Origin of the sequence: Mycobacterium sp. B14F4 (assembly GCF_039871645.1) — a bacterium.
Lineage (GTDB): Bacteria > Actinomycetota > Actinomycetes > Mycobacteriales > Mycobacteriaceae > Mycobacterium.
Window position 1 is genome coordinate 507,817 of record NZ_JBDPMF010000002.1, and the last position, 17,566, is coordinate 525,382.

The window sequence follows — 17,566 nt, forward strand, 5'->3', positions numbered from 1 at the left end:
GGCTCGCCCCGTAACACGCGTGTCAATTATCACGGCAGCACTCCCCCGGGGCGGCGGAGCAAACTACCTGTCTTTTGCGGCGTCCCGGCTGCGACTACCTAGCCACTCCGGTCGCACGACGAGCGGGCGATCAACAGTGAAGTGTGCGGATTACCTCGGCCAGCTCGGCGCGTCGAGCCACACCGGCCTTGGCACTCGCACGGTAGATGTGACCCTCCACCGTCCGCACCGACAGCGACACCGCATCGGCGATGTCGCGATTGGACATGCCTTGCGCCACCAACAGGGCGATCTCGAGTTCCCGATGAGTGAACGGGGCCGCAAAGGAGGCGGCGACTATCGCCGGACTCGTCGCGCCGCCACACGCCTCGGCCAGCCGCCGTACGCGCGCCTCGGCGGTCAGGGCACTGCCGGTCCGGCCGTCCCGACGGTGCGAGGTCGCCGCTTGAGCAGCCGCATCGGCGGCGGCCAGCAGATCACCCATCATCTCGAAGTCGGTTGACACCAGGTCTAGTCCCAGCGCGTCGTCGCGGCTCAGTGCGGCCGAGTACCGCGCCGCCACCGCAACGCGGGGACCACCGACCAGAGCCGCCAACTCGGCGAGCCGGTCAGTTCCTTGGGTGTCGTCAAATTGCGCGGCGGTCTGCAGGCACCAGGCTTCGCGAGCCAGCTGATCGTGTTCACGAGCGAATTGGGCTGCGTCTCGGGCGAGTTGGCGCGCCACGGTCAGTCGGTGGCGCGCCGCCGCGGACCAGGCCTCGGTGAGGAGTTCTGTCGACCTCACGTATTCATCGGCCGGGTGTCGATGGGCACGCGCCGTCTTGAGCGCGAGTTCGGCCGCGTCGGCCTCACCGCACCGAGCCAGCGTCTGCGCCCGCCACAAGTAATACCGCTGGAAGCTGTACGCCAGCTGGAAACGGCTGGCTTCTGCCGCATCTACGCCTAGCTGGGCGGGCAGGTGGCGCAGCGCGGCCTCGAGATCACCGGCGGCCAACAATGCCCCTCCCACGATCTCCGATATCACCGCATGTGCGGAGGCAGGGCCGGACTGCTCTTCCCGCAGATAGCCGCCGGCCACCTTGACGGCCTCATGGAGGTGCCCAGCAGCGGTCAGCGCGAAGGTGTGGCAGTCGAGTAGTAACAAGTTGAGCAGCTTGCTCTGCTCGGTCGTTGCGATCACCCTGCGGCATTCGACAGCCCGCGACACCGCCTCGTCGGGCTGCCCGATTTCGGCGAACGCCAGACACTGCACGCATAGTCCGATCGCCTTGCCGAAGGCATCTAGAAAGCGGTCCTCGACGCCGGCAATCACATCGAGCACCTCGTAAGGCCTTCCGGCCATTGATAATTGAAGAGCTCGAAAGACCAACAGTGGTTGCCGGCGCGGCCCGCGCTCAGTCAAGAGGGCCTCGTCGATGACCCGCCAAGACTCTTGCGGTGAACGCATCCACCACAGCAGGTTGGCCGCACGCAATACGACGTCGTTGAGAAAGATCGAAGACGACCTATCCTCGGCGCCGACGCCGTCCAACACCTGCGACGCCCGCTCGCTCTTGTGGGACATGAGCAGGTTGTAGGCCAGCTGCACCCGAGCCTGAGCGCCACCGTCGACGCGCGCAGCCGCCGCGAGCAGCCGTTCGGCCGATTCGAAGTCCATCAGTGACGTCGCCGCCGTGGCCGCCGACAGCAATACGTCCGGCTCGGGGGGTAAATCGGACTCCAACCAGAGCAGTCCCCGCCGTATGAGCTGCGCAGCTCCGCCTTCGCTCTTCATCGCCGCGGCGACCTCGCCCCGCAACCGCCGCAGCCGCGACGGCCCGCAACGATTCAGACGCACTTCGCCGTACAGAGGATGGCCGACATAGACGAGGTCATCCGAAGTCCAAATCAGCTCGCGCTGTTCAGCCTCTTCGATCGCGACCTGATCGGCGAGCATCCGCAGGCAATGCCAGTCGACGGGCTCAGCCACTGCGACGAGATCAACGACGTCGCGGACTTTTTCGGCGACAGTTCCGAGCTGCATATCCACCAGTTCGGCGAGGGTCCCCGGTACGGCCCTGCCCCCGACCCAGTGAATGGCGCCGTCGCGTGACATTATCCGGCCGGCGCGGTTTTCGTGTTCGAGCAACTGGCGCAGAAACAAGACGTTGCCTTGAGACAGACGCCAGAGCCGGTCGGCGGACCTCCGATCCGGTGGGGCGCCAAGCACGGCCGCCAGCAACGCGTCGGTGTCGCGCCGGGACAACGGCTCAACCTCTCGTCGGCGGATGAGGCCGTCCTTCCACAATGCGGTAACCGCTTCCGGCGGGGTCTCGCCGGCCCGGATGGTCACGATCACCTTCGCGGCCGTTGAGTGCACGAGCAGGTGAACGACCAGAGCCGATAGGTCGTCGAGAAGATGCGCGTCGTCGATGAAGACCAGGAGGCGGTCCGCGTCGGCATCCGCGATCAGCGACGCGATGACCGCGTGCGCCAGAGCCGACGGCGCACCGTAGGGCTCGTGGCTCCACTGAGCGAACGCCCCGAGCGGAATGGGGAGGCTGGTTGCGGTGGCGGCCGCCCGTCGCACGGTCCAGCCCTCGTCGGTCGCTACCCGAACCACCTCGCGTGCGAGCCGCGACTTGCCCACTCCGGGCTTGCCGGCCAACACCGTGCCGCGATAGGACTCGTCCGTGATCAGGCCGATGAGCGCGGCGATATCGGTGCTCCGCCCGATCAGCGGCCAGTGATCGAGCACCGATGAATGTTAACCAACTGATCTAGATGTTGATGCGTCAATAATAAGGTCCGCTCTCTTCGCGGCCACTATGGGTCCCGGCAGCGCCCAGCGCCGCAGTGCGGCGATACATGGTGGCCAGGGCCGGGATCGAACCGGCGACCTTCCGCTTTTCAGGCGGACGCTCGTACCAACTGAGCTACCTGGCCGGAAGGCACCGGCCTGCCGACCGTGGGTGCCTCGCCAATTGATGGCGACCCTGACGGGACTTGAACCCGCGACCTCCGCCGTGACAGGGCGGCGCGCTAACCAACTGCGCCACAGGGCCTTGCTGTGCCACCCATCGTACGGGGCGCCACGTGTACCCCCTACGGGATTCGAACCCGCGCTACCGCCTTGAAAGGGCGGCGTCCTAGGCCGCTAGACGAAGGGGGCCAGCCGAATCTCTCCGGGGTACTCGCAACGCGATGACGTTGGGAGCCTCGATAGCTTAGGGCACCGGCACCCGAATCCTCAAACGAGCCTCCGAACGGCGGAAGGCTACTTGTCGGTCGTTAATGGAATGCTCGCCAGCAGCATGGCCCGCCACACCACATTCAGATTCTGTCTGGATCCGACGACCGAGCAGCGCGACGCGCTGGCCCGGCATTCGGGCGCGGCGCGATTTGCCTACAACCAGTGCCTCCGGATGGTCAAAACCGCGTTGACCGCCCGCAAGATTGATCCAAAGCTGGTGGTGCCCTGGACCGGGTTCGACTTGGTCAACGCATTCAACCGCTGGAAGAAGACCGAAGCCGCCGGCCGGGTGTGGGCCGTCGCCAGCGACGGCGTAGTCGAGGTCGGGGCGATTGGCCTCTCCTGGCGGGGGGACGTCTGTCAGCAGGTATCCGAGGAAGCAGCTGTTGACTGTGGCCGCGCCCTGGCGGCCTGGTCGGATTCTCGCTCGGGACGACGCAAGGGAAGGCGCGTCGGATTTCCGCGATTCAAGAAGAAGGCCGCCGGATTAGGGTCGTTCCGGCTGCGAAATACGAATCGCGAGGGCCGGCGTCCAGCGATCCGCGTCGGCGACGACAGCCGGACCCGCGCGATCACCCTGCCCCGAATCGGCACGATCACTGTTCACGACGACACCCGGCGGCTGCGTCGAATGCTCGCCAACGGCCGCGCCAGGATTCTGTTCGCCACCATCAGTCATCGCGGTAGCCGCTGGTGGGTGTCCCTGAGCGTCGAGGCCGCCGACTTGCACCCGCTGCATTGCCATCCGCCTCGCGCCGACGGTGATGACGGCGGCTGGGTCGGTGTGGATCGCGGGACCGCATTTGCGGTCGCCGCAGCCGACGACGGCACCGAAGTCGCACGCTTCGATGCCGCACCCAAACCTCTCCGCTCGGCGATGGCCCGGCACCGACGACTCTCCAAGAAAGTGACACAGAAGAGGAAGGGATCTCGCCACCACCAAGAGGCTGTCTCACATCTGCGACGGCACAACTACCGTATCGCCAACATCAGGCGGCACTACCTGCATCAGGTCTCCAACTCGCTGGTCAAGACCCACGACCGGCTGGCAATCGAGAATCTGAACGTGACCGGGATGCTCGCCAATCACCGCTTGGCGCAAGCGATCTCCGACGCTGGGTGGGCCGAGTTTGCCCGCATGTTGAATTACAAGCAGGCTTGGCGCGGAGGGCAGTTGGTGCTGGTCGACCGCTACTTCCCCTCCAGCAGGACCTGTGCCGGTTGTGGTTCGATCAGCGCTGAGCTGACACTCGCAGACCGATCGTTCACATGCGAATGCGGGCACGCCGCCGACCGTGACCACAACGCGGCAGTGAACCTGGCGCGCTGGGCGCAGAAACCCTACGGCCAGAATCGATCTCCGGACCCCCAAGCAGGGGGCCGGGTCACCAATGCCCGCCGACAGGCTGACGCCGTCCAGCACCCTCGGTGTGCCGGCGACGCCAGCCTGAATGAAGCGGGAACCGGAGTTCACACCCCGCGTGAACTATTGGACGCCCGAGAAGGGCGGTGCCCACGGCTCACCCGTTTTACCGTCGGGCACGCTTCATAGCTCAGTTGGTAGACGCCGCCTACCCTCCGATAGAGTGGCTGCGCCCCCGTAGCTCACTCGGAAGAGCAGCTGACTTTTAATCAGCGGGTACGGAGATCGAAACTCCGCGGGGGCACCACACCCCTATAGGCAGCAGTTGGGATCCAGCACCACGCACAGTGCGCCGAGCGCACCACGGTGCGGGCGGTGGAAGACGTTCATGCCACGCCGATCGGACTCGACAAGCCCGGCGCGCCGGAGTTGGCTGAGATGGTGGCTCACCGTCGACTCGGACAACCCGAGGGCGGCCGCCAGGTCGCCGCTGTTCTCCTCACCCGCCGCGGAGCCGAACAGATACGACATGATTTTCACCCGCGCCGGGTCGGCGAGGGCCTTGAGCCGCAAGGCCACCGCGAGCGCATCGTCGTCGCTCATCGGGCCGGCCGCCACCGGCGCGCAGCACACCGGGGCGGACATGTCGATCATCGGAAGCGCCTTGGGCATGGAACGATCATGCCATCCTTCTTGACATATATCAAAAACGTGGCATGGTTACGGTAGCGCGCTACTTCGATATATGTCTCACAAGTATGGAGGAACCGTCATGTCCCGCGTTCAACTCGCCCTCAATGTCGACGACCTCGACGAGGCCGTCGCCTTCTACAGCAAGCTGTTCAACAGCCCGCCCGCGAAGGTCAAGGAGGGCTACGCCAACTTCGCCATCGCCGAACCGCCGCTGAAGCTGGTGCTGCTGCAGAACCCAGGTAAGGGAGGCACCATCAACCACCTCGGCGTCGAGGTCGAATCGAGCGAGACCGTGCACGCCGAGATCGCCCGCCTCGCCGGCGAGGGATTGTTCACCGACGAGGAGATCGGCACTACGTGCTGTTTCGCCAAGCAGGACAAGGTCTGGGTCACCGGACCCGCCGGCGAAAAGTGGGAGGTCTACACCGTCCTCGAAGATTCGGAGAACTTCGGCACCAGCCCGCAACGTCCCGGCGATTCGGACGGTGACGTCTGCTGCGGCGCCACGGCGACCGACGAAAGCAAAGCCGCCTGCTGCTGACCGACGCGCGTTCACCGACTGTTCGCTTGCGCGCTGATTCGATATACGTCAATATCGATGAGTGTCGAAGCCAACGGCGGTCGCCGAACCGTCCAGTTGCGTGATCGCACCGTTGGCGCGCGGGCCCCTGTCCGCCGAGCTGGCGACCAAACTCAAGGCCCTGTCCGACCCCGTTCGGCTGCGGCTGTTGAGCGTGGTCGCCAGCCACGGTGGCGGCGAGGTCTGCGTCTGCGAGCTGTCCACCGGGATCGACCTGACCCAGCCGACGATCTCCCACCACCTCAAGGTGTTGCGCACCTCGGGGCTTTTCGACAGTCAACGCCGGGGATCATGGGTGTATTACCGAGCGGTTCCCGATGCGCTGCAACAGCTTTCGTCCGTATTGAATGTCGATGGTCGCGCCGGGAGCTCACAGTGAGCGGCCCTGTCGCGCTACCGCGCCGACTGCTAGCCGAATTCACCGGCACCGCCATGCTGTCCGGCGCCCACTTCAATCCCGTTGTCTCAGCGGCGGACTGGCTGCTGGGCCGACGAGCGGGCACCGGCATCAGCGGCCGTCACGCCGCGTCCTACACGGCTGCCCAGGTGGCGGGCGGCATCGCCGGCGCGCTCATCTTCGCGCTGGCCCGCACCGGTCGGGCGGCGTTGTCCGCCGCGGCGGTCGGTGCCTACATCGGGGCGGCGTACTGGTTCACCAGCTCGACCTCCTTCGCCAACCCCGCTGTGACCGTCGGCCGGATGTTCTCCGACAGCTTCGCCGGCATCGCACCGGGCTCGGTGCCGGGGTTCGTCGCCGCCCAGATCATCGGCGCCCTCGTCGGATTAGCGCTCGTGGCCACCCTGTACCCAGACGCCGCACGCAGCGCCGACGACGTCGTCGTCCCTCATCGTGACCCTGCACCCCCGCCGAACAGAGGAGCTCCGCATGACCGACACGCCCGCCACCCATCACCTGCGCCGCGACCTGTCGATCGACCAGCAGGTCGGGCTGAAAACCGCCGCCACGCGTCTGCAGCGGGAGTTCGACGGCACGTTCGGCGTCGAGACCATCGAGAGATTCCTGCACTCCTCCTATGACCAGTTCGCCGGCCGGGCCACGGTGCCCAATTTCCTACCGCTGCTGGCCGAACGCTTCGCCCGCCAACGCCTCACCGCGCTCGCCAGGATCGAGGGCACGATGTCCGACGGAAGACCCACCGTGCTGTTCCTGTGCACTCACAACGCGGGGCGCTCGCAGATGGCGCTCGGGTACTTCACACACCTGGCCGGCGAGGACGCGGTCGCGTGGTCCGGTGGCTCCGAACCCGGCGATGAGATCAACCCGTCGGCCATCGCGGCCATGGCCGAGGTGGGCATCGACATCACCGGCGAGTTCCCGAAGCCGTGGATCGACGAAATCGTGCAGGCGGCCGACGTCGTCATCACCATGGGATGCGGCGACGCCTGCCCGATCTTCCCCGGCAAGCGCTACGAGAACTGGGAACTGCCTGACCCCGCGGGCCAGTCCGTCGACGCCGTGCGTCCGATCCGCGACGACATCGAGGAACGGGTGCGCCGCCTGCTCGCCGAGCTCGGGATCACCCCGACGTCGTGACCCACGGCGCGTTCTACACGTCCGGGCAGTAGTGGTGCGGGCTCTCCCTGGCGTCGAGCGGCGGCAGGTTGCGCGCTGGCGTGTGCACCAGCGGTGCGTCGGCGGAGATGCGTCCGCTCATCCGGTCCCAACCCGCCCGGGCGCGCGGGTGATAGCGCCGCCGCTTCGGCAACAGCTTGAAGGCGAGGTTCACGACCCGGCCAAACATCCAGTGCAGCCGCTCGTCGCGCCGCGACCAGGAGTAGCCCATCAGTTCGCGGACCGGCGGGTCGTAGAGCCCCACGGTCACCCACACCGCGAACGGCTCGAGCACCTTGAGCTGCAGACGCCACAGCCAATCCGGAATCCATTGCAGAGAAGGGTGTTTGGGCATCGTCGAGAGGTTGAGCACCTCGCGCGCTGCCCAGTTGTTCTCCAGGACGTTGCGGCACATGTGATCCCAGTAGACCTGGAAGTCCTCCCACGTCTCGGGCACGGGCCGCGTGCTCATCCCGTACATGCGGTACCAGGTGATGTGCTCGTCGAACAGCTGCCGCTTGTGCGCCTCGGTCAGCCCGTCGCCGAAATGCTCGGCGGTCAGGATCGTGCCCATGAAGAACGTCGAGTGCGCCCAGTAGAAGACGTCGGGATTCAGCGCGCTGTACCGGCGGCCAAGGTCGTCGGTGCCCTTGATGCCGATGTGGTAGTCGCGCACCTCGGCGCCGGTCTGCGGCGCACGGTCGCCGTCGAACACCACCCCGCCGATCGGGTAGAGCGACCGCAACAGCCGCGGCATCCGCTCCCGGAAGAAGATCGAGTGCTGCTCGACCGCGGCGCCCAGCTGCGGGTGCATGTTCTGCATCGAACCGGCCCACGGCCCCTGCAGCAGCCCGCGCCAGTCGCCGAACAGCTTCCAAGTCAGGGAGTCGGGGCCAAGCGGTTCCGGCGGTGCGTCGTAGCCGCCTGCGGTCACGGGGCAGCCGGACACCACCGGGGACTCGCTGGTCACCGGGCACGTCTCAGACGTATCTTGAGTCACTGATGTACTTCCATCCGGTCAGCGCGAGAGATTCTGACTACGGGTGTTGTCATCATTGGAGCTTAGGAGGAATGTGCCTTCGGGTCAACGACGGGGCCGGTGGTCCGGCGTTCCGCTGCAGGACCGCCAGGTACTGCGGCGCGACGAGCTGATCACCGCCGGCGTCGCACTCCTCGGAAGTGCCGAGGGGCCCTCGCTCACTGTGCGCGCGGTGTGCCGGGCGGCCGGGCTGACCGAACGCTACTTCTACGAGAGCTTCGCCGACCGAGACGAGTTCGTCCGCGCCGTCTACGACGACGTGTGCACCCGGGCGATGTCGACGCTGATGACGGCCGAGACACCGCGGGATGCCGTCGAGCGGTTCGTCGCCCTGATGGTCGATGACCCCACCCGCGGCCGGGTGCTGCTGCTGGCGCCCGCCGTCGAGCCCATACTGACCCGATCGGGCGCGGAGTGGATGCCCAGCTTCATCGAACTACTGCAACACAAGCTGACCCGCATCACCGATCCGGCAATGGCCACCATGGTGGCGACGGGGTTGATCGGCGCGCTGACGGCGCTGTTCACCGCCTACCTCAACGACAGGCTCACCGCCACCCGCGAGCAGTTCATCGACTACTGCGTCGAGATGCTGCTCGGGCGGGTGTCGAGCTACTGAGGGCTACTCGTCGGGCGTGGCGGCCTCGGCGAGTTCCTGCTCCTCCTGCTCGGCAGCTTCCTCCTCGGCCTTGGACTTGGCCACCCGGCCCAGTGGACTGGCGACGGATGCGCCGGGATCGGTGGCAGTCGCGTACTCGCCCGCGCAGTTCAGCGCCACCTGGATCTGAGATTCGTCCGAGGCGTCGATGCGCAGGAACGACGCGTCCCAGGCGTTGGTGACGATGCAGTCGCCTTCGTCAAGCTGGTCGCCCACCCGCGCGGCCACCACGGCCGAGCCGCCGTCTTCCTCGATCGCATCCTTCGCGTCGGAGTACGTCTGACCGACGACGTCCGGAGCGGCCGCTGCCGTACCGGTTCCGAAGAGCGCCATCGTCACCGCGGCAGACGCCACCGCACCGAGTCCCAACACCTGCATCCGCATGACAGTCCGCCTCCGTGAGTTCATCCGGGGCAGACGCAGACGAAAAGCGCTGCGGTGCAATCATCGACGCCTGCTGCCCCGGGCGTGGTATCCACGCAACTGTCACGGAGCAGTGTGAACGCAGCGGGTCGCTGAAATTACGCGCAGGTGAAATCCGCTGCGCCGGATCAACGCTGGGTTACGCGCCCGGCGTCGCGGCCAGGGCGAGCTCCTGCTCCTCCTGTTGAGCGGCCTGACGCGCAGCGCGCTTCCTGGCGGCTTCCTCTTCGTCCTGCTGCTTCGCCTCCCGCCCCAGCGGGTTGGCCACTGACAAACCCGGGTTGGTGGCTGTCGCGTATTCGCCGGCACAGTTCAGCGCGACCGACATCTCGTTGTTGTCGGCGCTTGCTATGCGCAGGAACGACGAGTCCCAGACGTTGGTGACGATGCACTTGTTCTCGTCGAGCTGGTCACCGACGCGGCTCGCGATCACCGCCTTGCCGCCGGCGTCCCTGATTTCCTTCTTGGCGTCGGAGTACGTCATGCCGACAACGTCGGGTGCGGCCGCAGCCGTGCCCGCGCCGAACACAACCGTAGCCGCGGCGACGAATGCCGAACCCAGCCCGACGACAATGACCCTCTTCACGGCCGACCTCCGGACCTCAGGCGATGACTATCGCGTTGATGGGCGAAAGCCTATTGCGTAACCACCTGTTACGCCAGCATTAAGCCGCCTAGGCGCCGGGCGTCGCCGCCTGCGCCGATTGCTCCTGGCCGGGCGCCTACTGCGCGGCCCTGGCGGCCTTGCGTTCCTGCTCGGCCTTCGCCTCGCGGCCGACCGGGCTCAGCGCGGAGTTGCCGGCCGATCCCGGCGCGGCCAACTTGCCGTTGCAGTTGAGCGCGACCAGGACGTCCCTGTTGTTGGCTATCCGGCCCCGCGAGTTCACCCGTGGATACCCCGCGTCCCAGGCATTGGTCACCAGGCAATTGGCCTCGTCTGCGCCGTTCCCGAACTTCGCGGCGATGACCGGGGTGCCACCGGAGCGCTGGATGATCTTCTTGGCGTCTTTATAGGGGCGGTCCACGACGTCCGGAACGGCGTTGGCCGACCCCGCGCCGAACAGGGCGGCGCTTGCCGCGATCGCGGCGGCCACCGCACCGGCCAGGAGATTTCGCATCTGCATTCGTGCCCGTCCTCCGAGTCTCGTGTCCTGGTTCGGGCGTGAACGCTTTGCCCGCGGGCATACTACCGCGTACGGATGGGCCGAAAGTGGCCAATGTGACATTAGGTGCGGTGGCTTGAATGTCACCGAAGTACACAGATATATTGAGTGCAACCAACAGGTACAGATAATGGGGGAGTGGCTATGCACGAGAACCTGACTGACCTGCACCTGCTCCACGAGCTGGAGCCCGTCGTCGAAAAGCTTCTGAATCGGCACATGTCGATGACGAAGGACTGGAACCCGCACGACTACATTCCGTGGTCCGACGGCAAGAACTACTACGCGCTGGGCGGCCAGGACTGGGACCCCGAGCAGTCTCAGCTGTCGGAAGTCGCCCAGGTGGCGATGGTGCAGAACCTGCTGACCGAGGACAACCTGCCCTCGTATCACCGCGAGATCGCGATGAACATGAGCATGGACGGCGCCTGGGGCCAGTGGGTCAACCGGTGGACCGCCGAGGAGAACCGGCACGGCATCTCGCTGCGCGACTACCTCGTCGTCACACGTGCCGTCGACCCCATCCAACTCGAGCAGCTGCGCATCGAGCAGATGACCCGCGGCTTCTCCCCCGGCCAGAACCAGCAGGGTGATCTGTTCGCCGAGAGCCTGTTCGACTCGGTCATCTACGTGACGTTCCAGGAGCTGGCCACCCGGGTGTCGCACCGCAACACCGGCAAGGCGTGCAACGAGGCCGTCGCCGACCAGCTGCTGGCCCGCGTCTCGGCCGACGAGAACCTGCACATGATCTTCTACCGCGACGTGTCGGACGCCGGCTTCGCGATCGCCCCCGACCAGGCGATGCACTCGCTGCACCGGGTGCTGCGCAATTTCAAGATGCCCGGATACACCGTTCCGGAGTTCCGGCGTAAGGCCGTCATCATCGCCGTCGGCGGCGTGTACGACCCCCGCATCCACCTCGATGACGTGGTCATGCCGGTGCTGAAGAAGTGGCGGATCTTCGAGCGCGAGGACTTCACCGGCGAGGCCGCGCGGATGCGCGACGATCTCGGCGTGCTCGTCGAGGAGCTCGAGGAGGCCTCGCAGAAGTTCGAGGAGTCCAAGCAGCGCCGCCTCGAGCGCGAGGCCCGCAAGGCCGAGAAGCTCACCGCGAAGAAGGTGCTCGCCTCATCAGCGGCTTCAGCGTCCTAGCCGAGGCTGTCGATCTGCGGATCGGGCCCATCGCGCTACGCAGCCCGGTCGTGCTGGCCCCGATGGCGGGCGTGACCAACGTCGCCTTCCGCACGTTGTGCCGCGAGCTGGAACTGGCCCGCGCCGGCACGGTGAGCGGGCTGTACGTGTGCGAGATGGTGACCGCGCGGGCGCTCGTGGAGCGGCACCCGGCCACCATGCACATGGTCACCTTTGCACCCGACGAGACACCGCGGTCGCTGCAGCTCTATTCCGTCGACCCGGACAACACCTACGCCGCGGCGAAGATGATCGCCGACGAGGGCCTGGCCGACCACATCGACATGAACTTCGGCTGCCCGGTGCCCAAGGTCACCCGTCGCGGCGGCGGGGCGGCGCTGCCCTACAAGCGCAGGCTGTTCGGCCAGATCGTGGCGGCCGCGGTCCGCGCCACCGAGGGCACCGGCATCCCGGTGACGGTGAAGTTCCGCATCGGGATCGACGACGCCCACCAGACGCACCTGGACGCGGGCCGGATCGCCGCGGAGGAAGGCGCGGCGGCGGTCGCCCTGCACGCCCGCACCGCGGCTCAGCGCTACTCCGGCACCGCGGACTGGGACCAGATCGCCGCGCTCAAGCAGCACGTCACCGCCGTGCCCGTGCTCGGCAACGGCGACATCTTCGAGGCCAGCGACGCCACAGCCATGATGGCCGCGACCGGCTGCGACGGCGTCGTGATCGGTCGCGGTTGCCTCGGCAGGCCCTGGTTGTTCGCCGAACTGTCGGCGGCCTTCACCGGAGCGCCGATGCCCACGCCACCCACCCTGGGCGAGGTAATGAGGATCATGGTGCGCCACGGCGAGTTGCTCGCCGAGCATTTCGGCGAGGACAAGGGCATGCGGGACATGCGCAAGCACATCGCCTGGTACCTGCACGGATTCCCGGCCGGCGCCGAGTTGCGGCGGGCCCTTGCGCTGGTCAAGACGCTGGCCGAGCTCAGGACGCTGGTAAAACAGCTCGACCCGGCAGTGCCCTTCCCCGACGCGGCGACAGGCCCGCGCGGGCGCCAGGGATCACCCGCGGGGGTCGCCCTGCCCGAGGGATGGCTGACCGATCCCGACGACTGCACGGTGCCCGCAGGCGCGGAAGTCATGCACTCGGGAGGCTGACCCAGTCCCAGGCCGTCCCCCAGTCGTCTCCGTCCTGAGACGACTCTGACATCACATCTCTCAGGATGTCTCAGTACGATATGAGTCTCGTTCGTAATGCGCTCCCCGTGCGGAGCCATCCAGGTGCTGACGCAAAGGCGCGCGGCACCGTGTGTATGTATGCGCTCAACTCGACGACGGGTCGGAGGCAGGAAGATCATGAGTGACGGCGACAACGCCACTCCTGAGTCTGCTGGCTCGTCGGGCGCTGCCGACAACAAGTGGCTTACCCGAAGTCAGCGGCCTTCGCCAGGCGCCGCGCCGTGGGAGCGCAAACCTTCACCCGATAGCGAAGAAGCCGACACCGAGACGACGACAGACCGGCCGGGCAACCACACCGACGGCGTCACCGTCGCCGACCTGATCGCCAAGGTGTCCGGCCACACCGCCGTCCCGCCGGGATTGCGCCGCCGTCGCGCCCAACACGACGACGAGCCACCCGCGCCGCCCACCGAGATCATCGCGCCCGTGCCCGCGCGGGAGGAGCCCCCGGGCGCCACCGACGACGACGAGCACGACACCGAGATCCTGCCGGTCATTCGGGCCGCCGCCTCGGAACTGCCCGACCTTGCCCTGGTCCGCAGGCCGCGCCGGGTCCCCGCGGCGCATGCGGCCTCGGGCGGCGACTTTCCGAAGCGATCGCGCCGCGGCCGGCGCAGGACGATGGTGGCCGGTCGTGCGGCGGCCGCCGTGCTGGCGGTGTTGGCGCTCGCGATGACCGGCGGGGCATGGCAGTGGCAGTCGGCCAAGAACAACATGCTGAACCGTGTCTCGGCCCTGGACCCGGACTCCCGCGACATCATCGATCCGAACGCACAGTTCGGTGACGAGAACTTCCTGATCGTCGGCGTCGACAGCCGCATCGGCGAGAACAGCGAGATCGGCGCGGGCACCACTGAGGACGCCGCCGGAGCACGTTCGGACACCGTGATGCTGGTCAACATCCCCGCCAACCGGGAACGCGTGGTTGCCGTGTCATTTCCACGCGACCTCGAGATCGAGCCGATGCAGTGCGAGCCGTGGGACCCCCAGACCGGCGAGTACGGGCCGATCACCGATCCCGAGTCACCCATGTACGGCGCCGATGAGGTCTACACCGAGTACAAGCTGAACTCGGCCTACGCCGTCGGCGGCCCCAAGTGCCTGGTGAAGGTGGTCCAGAAGATCTCCGGTCTGTCGATAAACCGTTTCATGGCAGTCGATTTCGTGGGCTTCTCCAAGATGGTCGACGCCCTCGGCGGGGTCGAGGTGTGTAGCACCACCCCGCTGGAGGACTACGAGCTCGGCACGGTGCTGCCGACCGCCGGGCGGCAGGTCGTCGACGGGCACACCGCGCTGCAGTACGTGCGCGCGCGGCAGGTGGTCACGGAGACCAACGGCGACTACGGGCGAATCAAGCGCCAGCAGCTGTTCCTTGCGTCGCTGATGCGCTCGATGATCTCCAAGGAGGTGTTCTTCTCGCTGTCCAAGCTCAACAACGTGGTCAACATGTTCATCAACGACAGCTACGTCGACAACATGGACACCAGGGACCTCGTCACGCTCGGCCAGTCGATCCAGGGCATCGCGGCCGGCCGGATCACATTCCTGACCGTCCCCACCACGGGATACATGGACGAGTTCGGCAACGAGCAACTGCGCGAAGAGGATAACGACGCGATCTTCGACGCCATCATCAACGACGATCCGCTGCCCGAGGAACGCAACGCCGACAACACCCCGGTGCCGGGCACCCCGGAGTCGACCACCAACGCGGCCGAGCCGACCCACGACGAGGCGCCGTCCAGCGAACTGGTGGACGCGGTCACCACCGATCCGCAGGACATCACGGTGCAGGTGTCCAACTCGACCGGCCAGGACGGCCTGGGGGCCACCGCCGCCGGCGAACTGCAGACCCACGGCTTCAACGTCACCACCCCCGACGACTATCCGGGCCCGCTGGATTCGACGACGGTGTTCTTCTCACCCGGCAACGAGGAGGCCGCCGCCACGGTGGCCTCGGCGTTCGCGAACCCGACCATCGAGCGGGTGTCCGGCAAGGGCGACGTCGTACAGGTAGTGCTGGGCACCGACTTCTACTCGGTCGCACCCCCCTCGCCGAGCGGCTCACCGGTGCAGGTGCACGTCGTCCACGGCACCAACAGCACGCCGACGCAGCTACCGGAGGACCTCGCGGTCACCAACGCCGCGGACACCACCTGCGAATAGACCACAGCGTTTCGGCAGGTGGCATTCACCTTTCGTTCACCCTCACCCGCATGCCGTTTCAGCCGGAATGGCCGTACGCTTGACACATGCGTACCGCCTACCATGAGCAGTTGGATGCCCTGACCAGCCAGTTGGGCGAGATGTGCGGGCTGGCCGGGGCGGCGATGGAGCGTGCGACCCAGGCGCTGCTGCAGGCGGATCTGGTACTGGCCGAGCAGGTCATCACCGACCACGAGCAGATCGCGGCCATGAGCGCCCGCGCCGAGGAGGCGGCATTCGTGCTTCTCGCGCTGCAGGCCCCCGTCGCGGGCGACCTGCGCGCCATCGTGGGCTCGATCCAGATCGTCGCCGACGTCGACCGCATGGGCGCGTTGGCGCTGCACGTTGCCAAGATCGCGCGACGCCGCCATCCGCAGCACGCCCTGCCGGAGGAGGTCAACGGCTACTTCGCCGAAATGGGCCGTCTCGCGGTGGAATTGGGCAACAGCGCGCAGGAGGTGCTGGTCACGCGCGACCCGGAGAAGGCCGCCCGGATCAGCGAGGAAGACGACGCGATGGACGACCTGCACCGCCATCTGTTCACGGTTCTGATGGACCGCGAATGGAAGCACGGCGTGGCCGCCGCCGTCGACGTGACCCTGCTGGGTCGGTTCTACGAGCGGTTCGCCGACCATGCAGTCGAGGTCGCCCGCCGGGTCATCTTCCAGGTGACCGGCAAGCATCCCGACGAGGAAGGGCTGCCGGCCTCCCGCTGAGTGCCCTCGTACGCACTGCAGTCACATCCGTCACGCGCAGATCGACGGCGCCAGCCGATAGCCGGCGCCGCGGATGGTTCGGATGATCTCGCCGTGTTCGGGGTCGTGGCCGAGCTTCTCCCGAAGCCGGCGAACATGGACCGCCACCGTGTTGGTGTCGGCGGGGTGCCCCCAGACGGCACGACTGATTTCGTCGCTGCTGGCGACCTTTCCGCGGCGCTCGATGAGGAACACCAACAGCTCGAGTTCCCGCTGCGTCAGCTGAACATCGCGACCGCGAACGCGGGTCTCGTATCCGTCCCGATTCACCTCGATCGGGCCTGCGGCGTACACCGACCCATTGCGTCGAAGCGGCGGACGCCGGCTGAGGACGAACGGCGCGATTGCGTTGATGTCGTATGGGCGACTGATGAGAGCCGAGGCTCCCGCAGCGAGCACGGTGCACGTCACCTCGTCCACGCTCGGTGCGCCGATCAAAATGGGTAGGGCCCACCTCGAGCGCACAGCTGCCGTAATACGTTCCGCGTCAACAACATTCGTCTGGGCCGCGAGAACCAGCACGTCGGGCTGCTCGACACCGATCGTCAGAAGCGCTTCGGCGCCGTCGTCACACCAGGTGGACTGGATGCCGATTGCCGCGGCGTCGTCCATCAAGATGGTGGCGACGTCCGCGTCGGTGTCGACGAGCAGAAGCCTGCCCCGCGTTGGGGAGACTGCTGCCCGCTGCCCGTCACGCTGCGCGCGGCATTCATACCGCATACGTCAGCCGAAGCGGCCCGAGATGTAATCCTCCGTTGCCTTCTGCGTCGGATTGGAGAAGATCTTCTCGGTGTCGTCGACCTCGACCAGCTTGCCCGGCTTGCCCGTCGCCTCGAGGTTGAAAAACGCCGTCTGGTCGCTGACCCGGGCGGCCTGCTGCATGTTGTGGGTGACGATCACGATCGTGTAGTCCTGCTTGAGCTCGGTGATGAGATCCTCGATCGCGAGCGTCGAGATCGGGTCGAGCGCCGAGCACGGCTCGTCCATCAGCAGCACGTCGGGCTGCACGGCGGTGGCACGGGCGATGCACAACCGCTGTTGCTGGCCGCCGGACAGGCTGCCGCCGGGCTTGTCGAGCCGGTCCTTGACCTCGTTCCACAGGTTGGCCCCTTTGAGGGACTGCTCCGCGACCTCGTCCAGCATCTTCTTGTTGCGTACGCCCTGCAGTCGCAGGCCGGCAACCACGTTGTCGCGAATTGACATGGTGGGGAAGGGATTCGGTCGCTGAAACACCATGCCGATGGTCTTACGGACGCTGACCGGGTCGACACCCGCGCCGTAGATGTCCTCACCGTCGAGCAACACCGACCCGTCGACACGTGCACCGGGAATGACTTCGTGCATGCGGTTGAGGGTGCGCAGCACCGTCGACTTGCCGCAGCCGGACGGGCCGATGAACGCGGTGACACTCCGTGGCGGCACCGCGAGACTCACCTCGGCGACGGCGTGAAAAGAGCCGTAGTAGATGTTGAGATCTTTGAGATCCAGCCGCTTGGCCATG

The 17,566-nt window shown here is 66.7% G+C and carries 18 protein-coding genes, 4 tRNA genes and 1 pseudogene; 11 read left to right on the plus strand and 12 right to left on the minus strand.

Annotation, left to right across the window (positions count from 1 at the left end; translation table 11 throughout):
- Positions 1–130: 130 nt before the first annotated feature.
- The 4 genes from ABGB19_RS07640 to ABGB19_RS07655 form a co-directional block, all read right to left on the minus strand.
- The gene (locus ABGB19_RS07640) at positions 131–2,737 is read right to left on the minus strand and encodes a LuxR C-terminal-related transcriptional regulator (RefSeq protein ID WP_347685269.1); all 2,607 of its coding nucleotides are present in this window, start codon (positions 2,735–2,737) and stop codon (positions 131–133) included.
- Positions 2,738–2,848: 111 nt separating this feature from the next.
- A tRNA-Phe gene (locus tag ABGB19_RS07645) sits at positions 2,849–2,925 on the minus strand.
- 42 nt (positions 2,926–2,967) lie between these two features.
- Positions 2,968–3,044 (minus strand) — tRNA-Asp (locus ABGB19_RS07650).
- 34 nt (positions 3,045–3,078) lie between these two features.
- A tRNA-Glu gene (locus tag ABGB19_RS07655) sits at positions 3,079–3,151 on the minus strand.
- Positions 3,152–3,278: 127 nt separating this feature from the next.
- Between ABGB19_RS07655 and ABGB19_RS07660 the strand changes: the two genes are divergently transcribed.
- Together ABGB19_RS07660 and ABGB19_RS07665 are read left to right on the plus strand one after the other, a co-directional pair.
- The gene (locus tag ABGB19_RS07660) at positions 3,279–4,784 is read left to right on the plus strand and encodes an RNA-guided endonuclease TnpB family protein (RefSeq protein WP_347685270.1); all 1,506 of its coding nucleotides are present in this window, start codon (positions 3,279–3,281) and stop codon (positions 4,782–4,784) included.
- Positions 4,785–4,826: 42 nt separating this feature from the next.
- Positions 4,827–4,902: transfer RNA gene (locus tag ABGB19_RS07665), tRNA-Lys, on the plus strand.
- Positions 4,903–4,907: 5 nt separating this feature from the next.
- Here the strand turns inward: ABGB19_RS07665 and ABGB19_RS07670 are convergent.
- Complete coding sequence (locus tag ABGB19_RS07670; RefSeq protein ID WP_347685271.1) at positions 4,908–5,267, minus strand: Rv2640c family ArsR-like transcriptional regulator; 360 nt, start codon at positions 5,265–5,267, stop codon at positions 4,908–4,910.
- Between the two features lie 100 nt (positions 5,268–5,367).
- Between ABGB19_RS07670 and ABGB19_RS07675 the strand changes: the two genes are divergently transcribed.
- The 3 genes and pseudogenes from ABGB19_RS07675 to ABGB19_RS07685 all read left to right on the plus strand — a co-directional run.
- On the plus strand, positions 5,368–5,829 hold the full coding sequence (locus ABGB19_RS07675; RefSeq protein WP_347685272.1) for an ArsI/CadI family heavy metal resistance metalloenzyme: 462 nt from the start codon (positions 5,368–5,370) through the stop codon (positions 5,827–5,829).
- Positions 5,830–5,890: 61 nt separating this feature from the next.
- A complete protein-coding gene (locus ABGB19_RS07680) occupies positions 5,891–6,247 on the plus strand; it encodes a metalloregulator ArsR/SmtB family transcription factor (protein WP_347685273.1) in 357 nt (118 codons plus the stop codon).
- A 53-nt stretch (positions 6,248–6,300) separates the two neighbouring features.
- Positions 6,301–6,459 (plus strand): annotated as a pseudogene (locus tag ABGB19_RS07685) (aquaporin); the annotation flags it as partial.
- A 38-nt stretch (positions 6,460–6,497) separates the two neighbouring features.
- Here the strand turns inward: ABGB19_RS07685 and ABGB19_RS07690 are convergent.
- A complete protein-coding gene (locus ABGB19_RS07690; RefSeq protein WP_347685686.1) occupies positions 6,498–6,668 on the minus strand; it encodes a hypothetical protein in 171 nt (56 codons plus the stop codon).
- 86 nt (positions 6,669–6,754) lie between these two features.
- On the opposite strand from ABGB19_RS07690, the gene ABGB19_RS07695 reads away from it, so the two are divergent.
- Positions 6,755–7,423, plus strand: a complete 669-nt coding sequence (locus ABGB19_RS07695; RefSeq protein ID WP_347685274.1) for an arsenate reductase ArsC — start codon at positions 6,755–6,757, stop codon at positions 7,421–7,423.
- 13 nt (positions 7,424–7,436) lie between these two features.
- Here ABGB19_RS07695 and ABGB19_RS07700 read toward each other — a convergent pair whose 3' ends face one another.
- On the minus strand, positions 7,437–8,441 hold the full coding sequence (locus ABGB19_RS07700; RefSeq protein WP_347685275.1) for an oxygenase MpaB family protein: 1,005 nt from the start codon (positions 8,439–8,441) through the stop codon (positions 7,437–7,439).
- Between the two features lie 73 nt (positions 8,442–8,514).
- Between ABGB19_RS07700 and ABGB19_RS07705 the strand changes: the two genes are divergently transcribed.
- Positions 8,515–9,099 carry a TetR/AcrR family transcriptional regulator gene (locus tag ABGB19_RS07705; protein ID WP_347685276.1) on the plus strand — a complete coding sequence of 195 codons (585 nt, stop codon included), beginning with the start codon at positions 8,515–8,517 and terminating at the stop codon, positions 9,097–9,099.
- 3 nt (positions 9,100–9,102) lie between these two features.
- Here the strand turns inward: ABGB19_RS07705 and ABGB19_RS07710 are convergent, their stop codons facing one another.
- From ABGB19_RS07710 to ABGB19_RS07720, 3 genes are all read right to left on the minus strand, one after another.
- Positions 9,103–9,522 carry a hypothetical protein gene (locus tag ABGB19_RS07710; protein ID WP_347685277.1) on the minus strand — a complete coding sequence of 140 codons (420 nt, stop codon included), beginning with the start codon at positions 9,520–9,522 and terminating at the stop codon, positions 9,103–9,105.
- Between the two features lie 178 nt (positions 9,523–9,700).
- Positions 9,701–10,147 carry a PASTA domain-containing protein gene (locus ABGB19_RS07715; protein ID WP_347685278.1) on the minus strand — a complete coding sequence of 149 codons (447 nt, stop codon included), beginning with the start codon at positions 10,145–10,147 and terminating at the stop codon, positions 9,701–9,703.
- A gap of 136 nt (positions 10,148–10,283) precedes the next feature.
- Positions 10,284–10,679, minus strand: a complete 396-nt coding sequence (locus ABGB19_RS07720) for a hypothetical protein (protein WP_347685279.1) — start codon at positions 10,677–10,679, stop codon at positions 10,284–10,286.
- Between the two features lie 189 nt (positions 10,680–10,868).
- Between ABGB19_RS07720 and ABGB19_RS07725 the strand changes: the two genes are divergently transcribed.
- The 4 genes from ABGB19_RS07725 (at position 10,869) to phoU (ending at position 16,026) form a co-directional block, all read left to right on the plus strand.
- A complete protein-coding gene (locus tag ABGB19_RS07725) occupies positions 10,869–11,876 on the plus strand; it encodes an acyl-ACP desaturase (protein ID WP_347685660.1) in 1,008 nt (335 codons plus the stop codon).
- Between the two features lie 14 nt (positions 11,877–11,890).
- On the plus strand, positions 11,891–13,024 hold the full coding sequence (gene dusB / locus ABGB19_RS07730) for a tRNA dihydrouridine synthase DusB (protein ID WP_347685661.1): 1,134 nt from the start codon (positions 11,891–11,893) through the stop codon (positions 13,022–13,024).
- Between the two features lie 198 nt (positions 13,025–13,222).
- The gene (locus ABGB19_RS07735) at positions 13,223–15,271 is read left to right on the plus strand and encodes an LCP family protein (RefSeq protein WP_347685280.1); all 2,049 of its coding nucleotides are present in this window, start codon (positions 13,223–13,225) and stop codon (positions 15,269–15,271) included.
- Positions 15,272–15,357: 86 nt separating this feature from the next.
- On the plus strand, positions 15,358–16,026 hold the full coding sequence (gene phoU, locus ABGB19_RS07740; protein WP_347685281.1) for a phosphate signaling complex protein PhoU: 669 nt from the start codon (positions 15,358–15,360) through the stop codon (positions 16,024–16,026).
- Positions 16,027–16,056: 30 nt separating this feature from the next.
- On the opposite strand, the gene ABGB19_RS07745 is transcribed toward phoU, so the two are convergent.
- Both ABGB19_RS07745 and pstB read right to left on the minus strand, forming a co-directional pair.
- Positions 16,057–16,785, minus strand: coding sequence for a response regulator transcription factor (locus ABGB19_RS07745; protein ID WP_347685282.1), 729 nt, complete (start codon positions 16,783–16,785; stop codon positions 16,057–16,059).
- A 3-nt stretch (positions 16,786–16,788) separates the two neighbouring features.
- On the minus strand, positions 16,789–17,565 hold the full coding sequence (pstB, locus tag ABGB19_RS07750) for a phosphate ABC transporter ATP-binding protein PstB (RefSeq protein ID WP_347685283.1): 777 nt from the start codon (positions 17,563–17,565) through the stop codon (positions 16,789–16,791).
- Position 17,566 lies beyond the last annotated feature (1 nt).

Excerpts from the sequence above, each read along its gene's own strand:
- ABGB19_RS07660 (WP_347685270.1), top strand. The coding sequence starts at position 3,279 with ATGCTCGCCAGCAGCATGGCCCGCCACACCACATTCAGATTCTGTCTG.
- ABGB19_RS07670 (WP_347685271.1), bottom strand. The coding sequence starts at position 5,267 with ATGCCCAAGGCGCTTCCGATGATCGACATGTCCGCCCCGGTGTGCTGC.
- ABGB19_RS07675 (WP_347685272.1), top strand. The coding sequence starts at position 5,368 with ATGTCCCGCGTTCAACTCGCCCTCAATGTCGACGACCTCGACGAGGCC.
- ABGB19_RS07695 (WP_347685274.1), top strand. The coding sequence starts at position 6,755 with ATGACCGACACGCCCGCCACCCATCACCTGCGCCGCGACCTGTCGATC.
- ABGB19_RS07710 (WP_347685277.1), bottom strand. The coding sequence starts at position 9,522 with ATGCGGATGCAGGTGTTGGGACTCGGTGCGGTGGCGTCTGCCGCGGTG.
- ABGB19_RS07720 (WP_347685279.1), bottom strand. The coding sequence starts at position 10,679 with ATGCGAAATCTCCTGGCCGGTGCGGTGGCCGCCGCGATCGCGGCAAGC.
- ABGB19_RS07725 (WP_347685660.1), top strand. The coding sequence starts at position 10,869 with ATGCACGAGAACCTGACTGACCTGCACCTGCTCCACGAGCTGGAGCCC.
- ABGB19_RS07735 (WP_347685280.1), top strand. The coding sequence starts at position 13,223 with ATGAGTGACGGCGACAACGCCACTCCTGAGTCTGCTGGCTCGTCGGGC.
- phoU (WP_347685281.1), top strand. The coding sequence starts at position 15,358 with ATGCGTACCGCCTACCATGAGCAGTTGGATGCCCTGACCAGCCAGTTG.
- ABGB19_RS07745 (WP_347685282.1), bottom strand. The coding sequence starts at position 16,785 with ATGCGGTATGAATGCCGCGCGCAGCGTGACGGGCAGCGGGCAGCAGTC.
- pstB (WP_347685283.1), bottom strand. The coding sequence starts at position 17,565 with ATGGCCAAGCGGCTGGATCTCAAAGATCTCAACATCTACTACGGCTCT.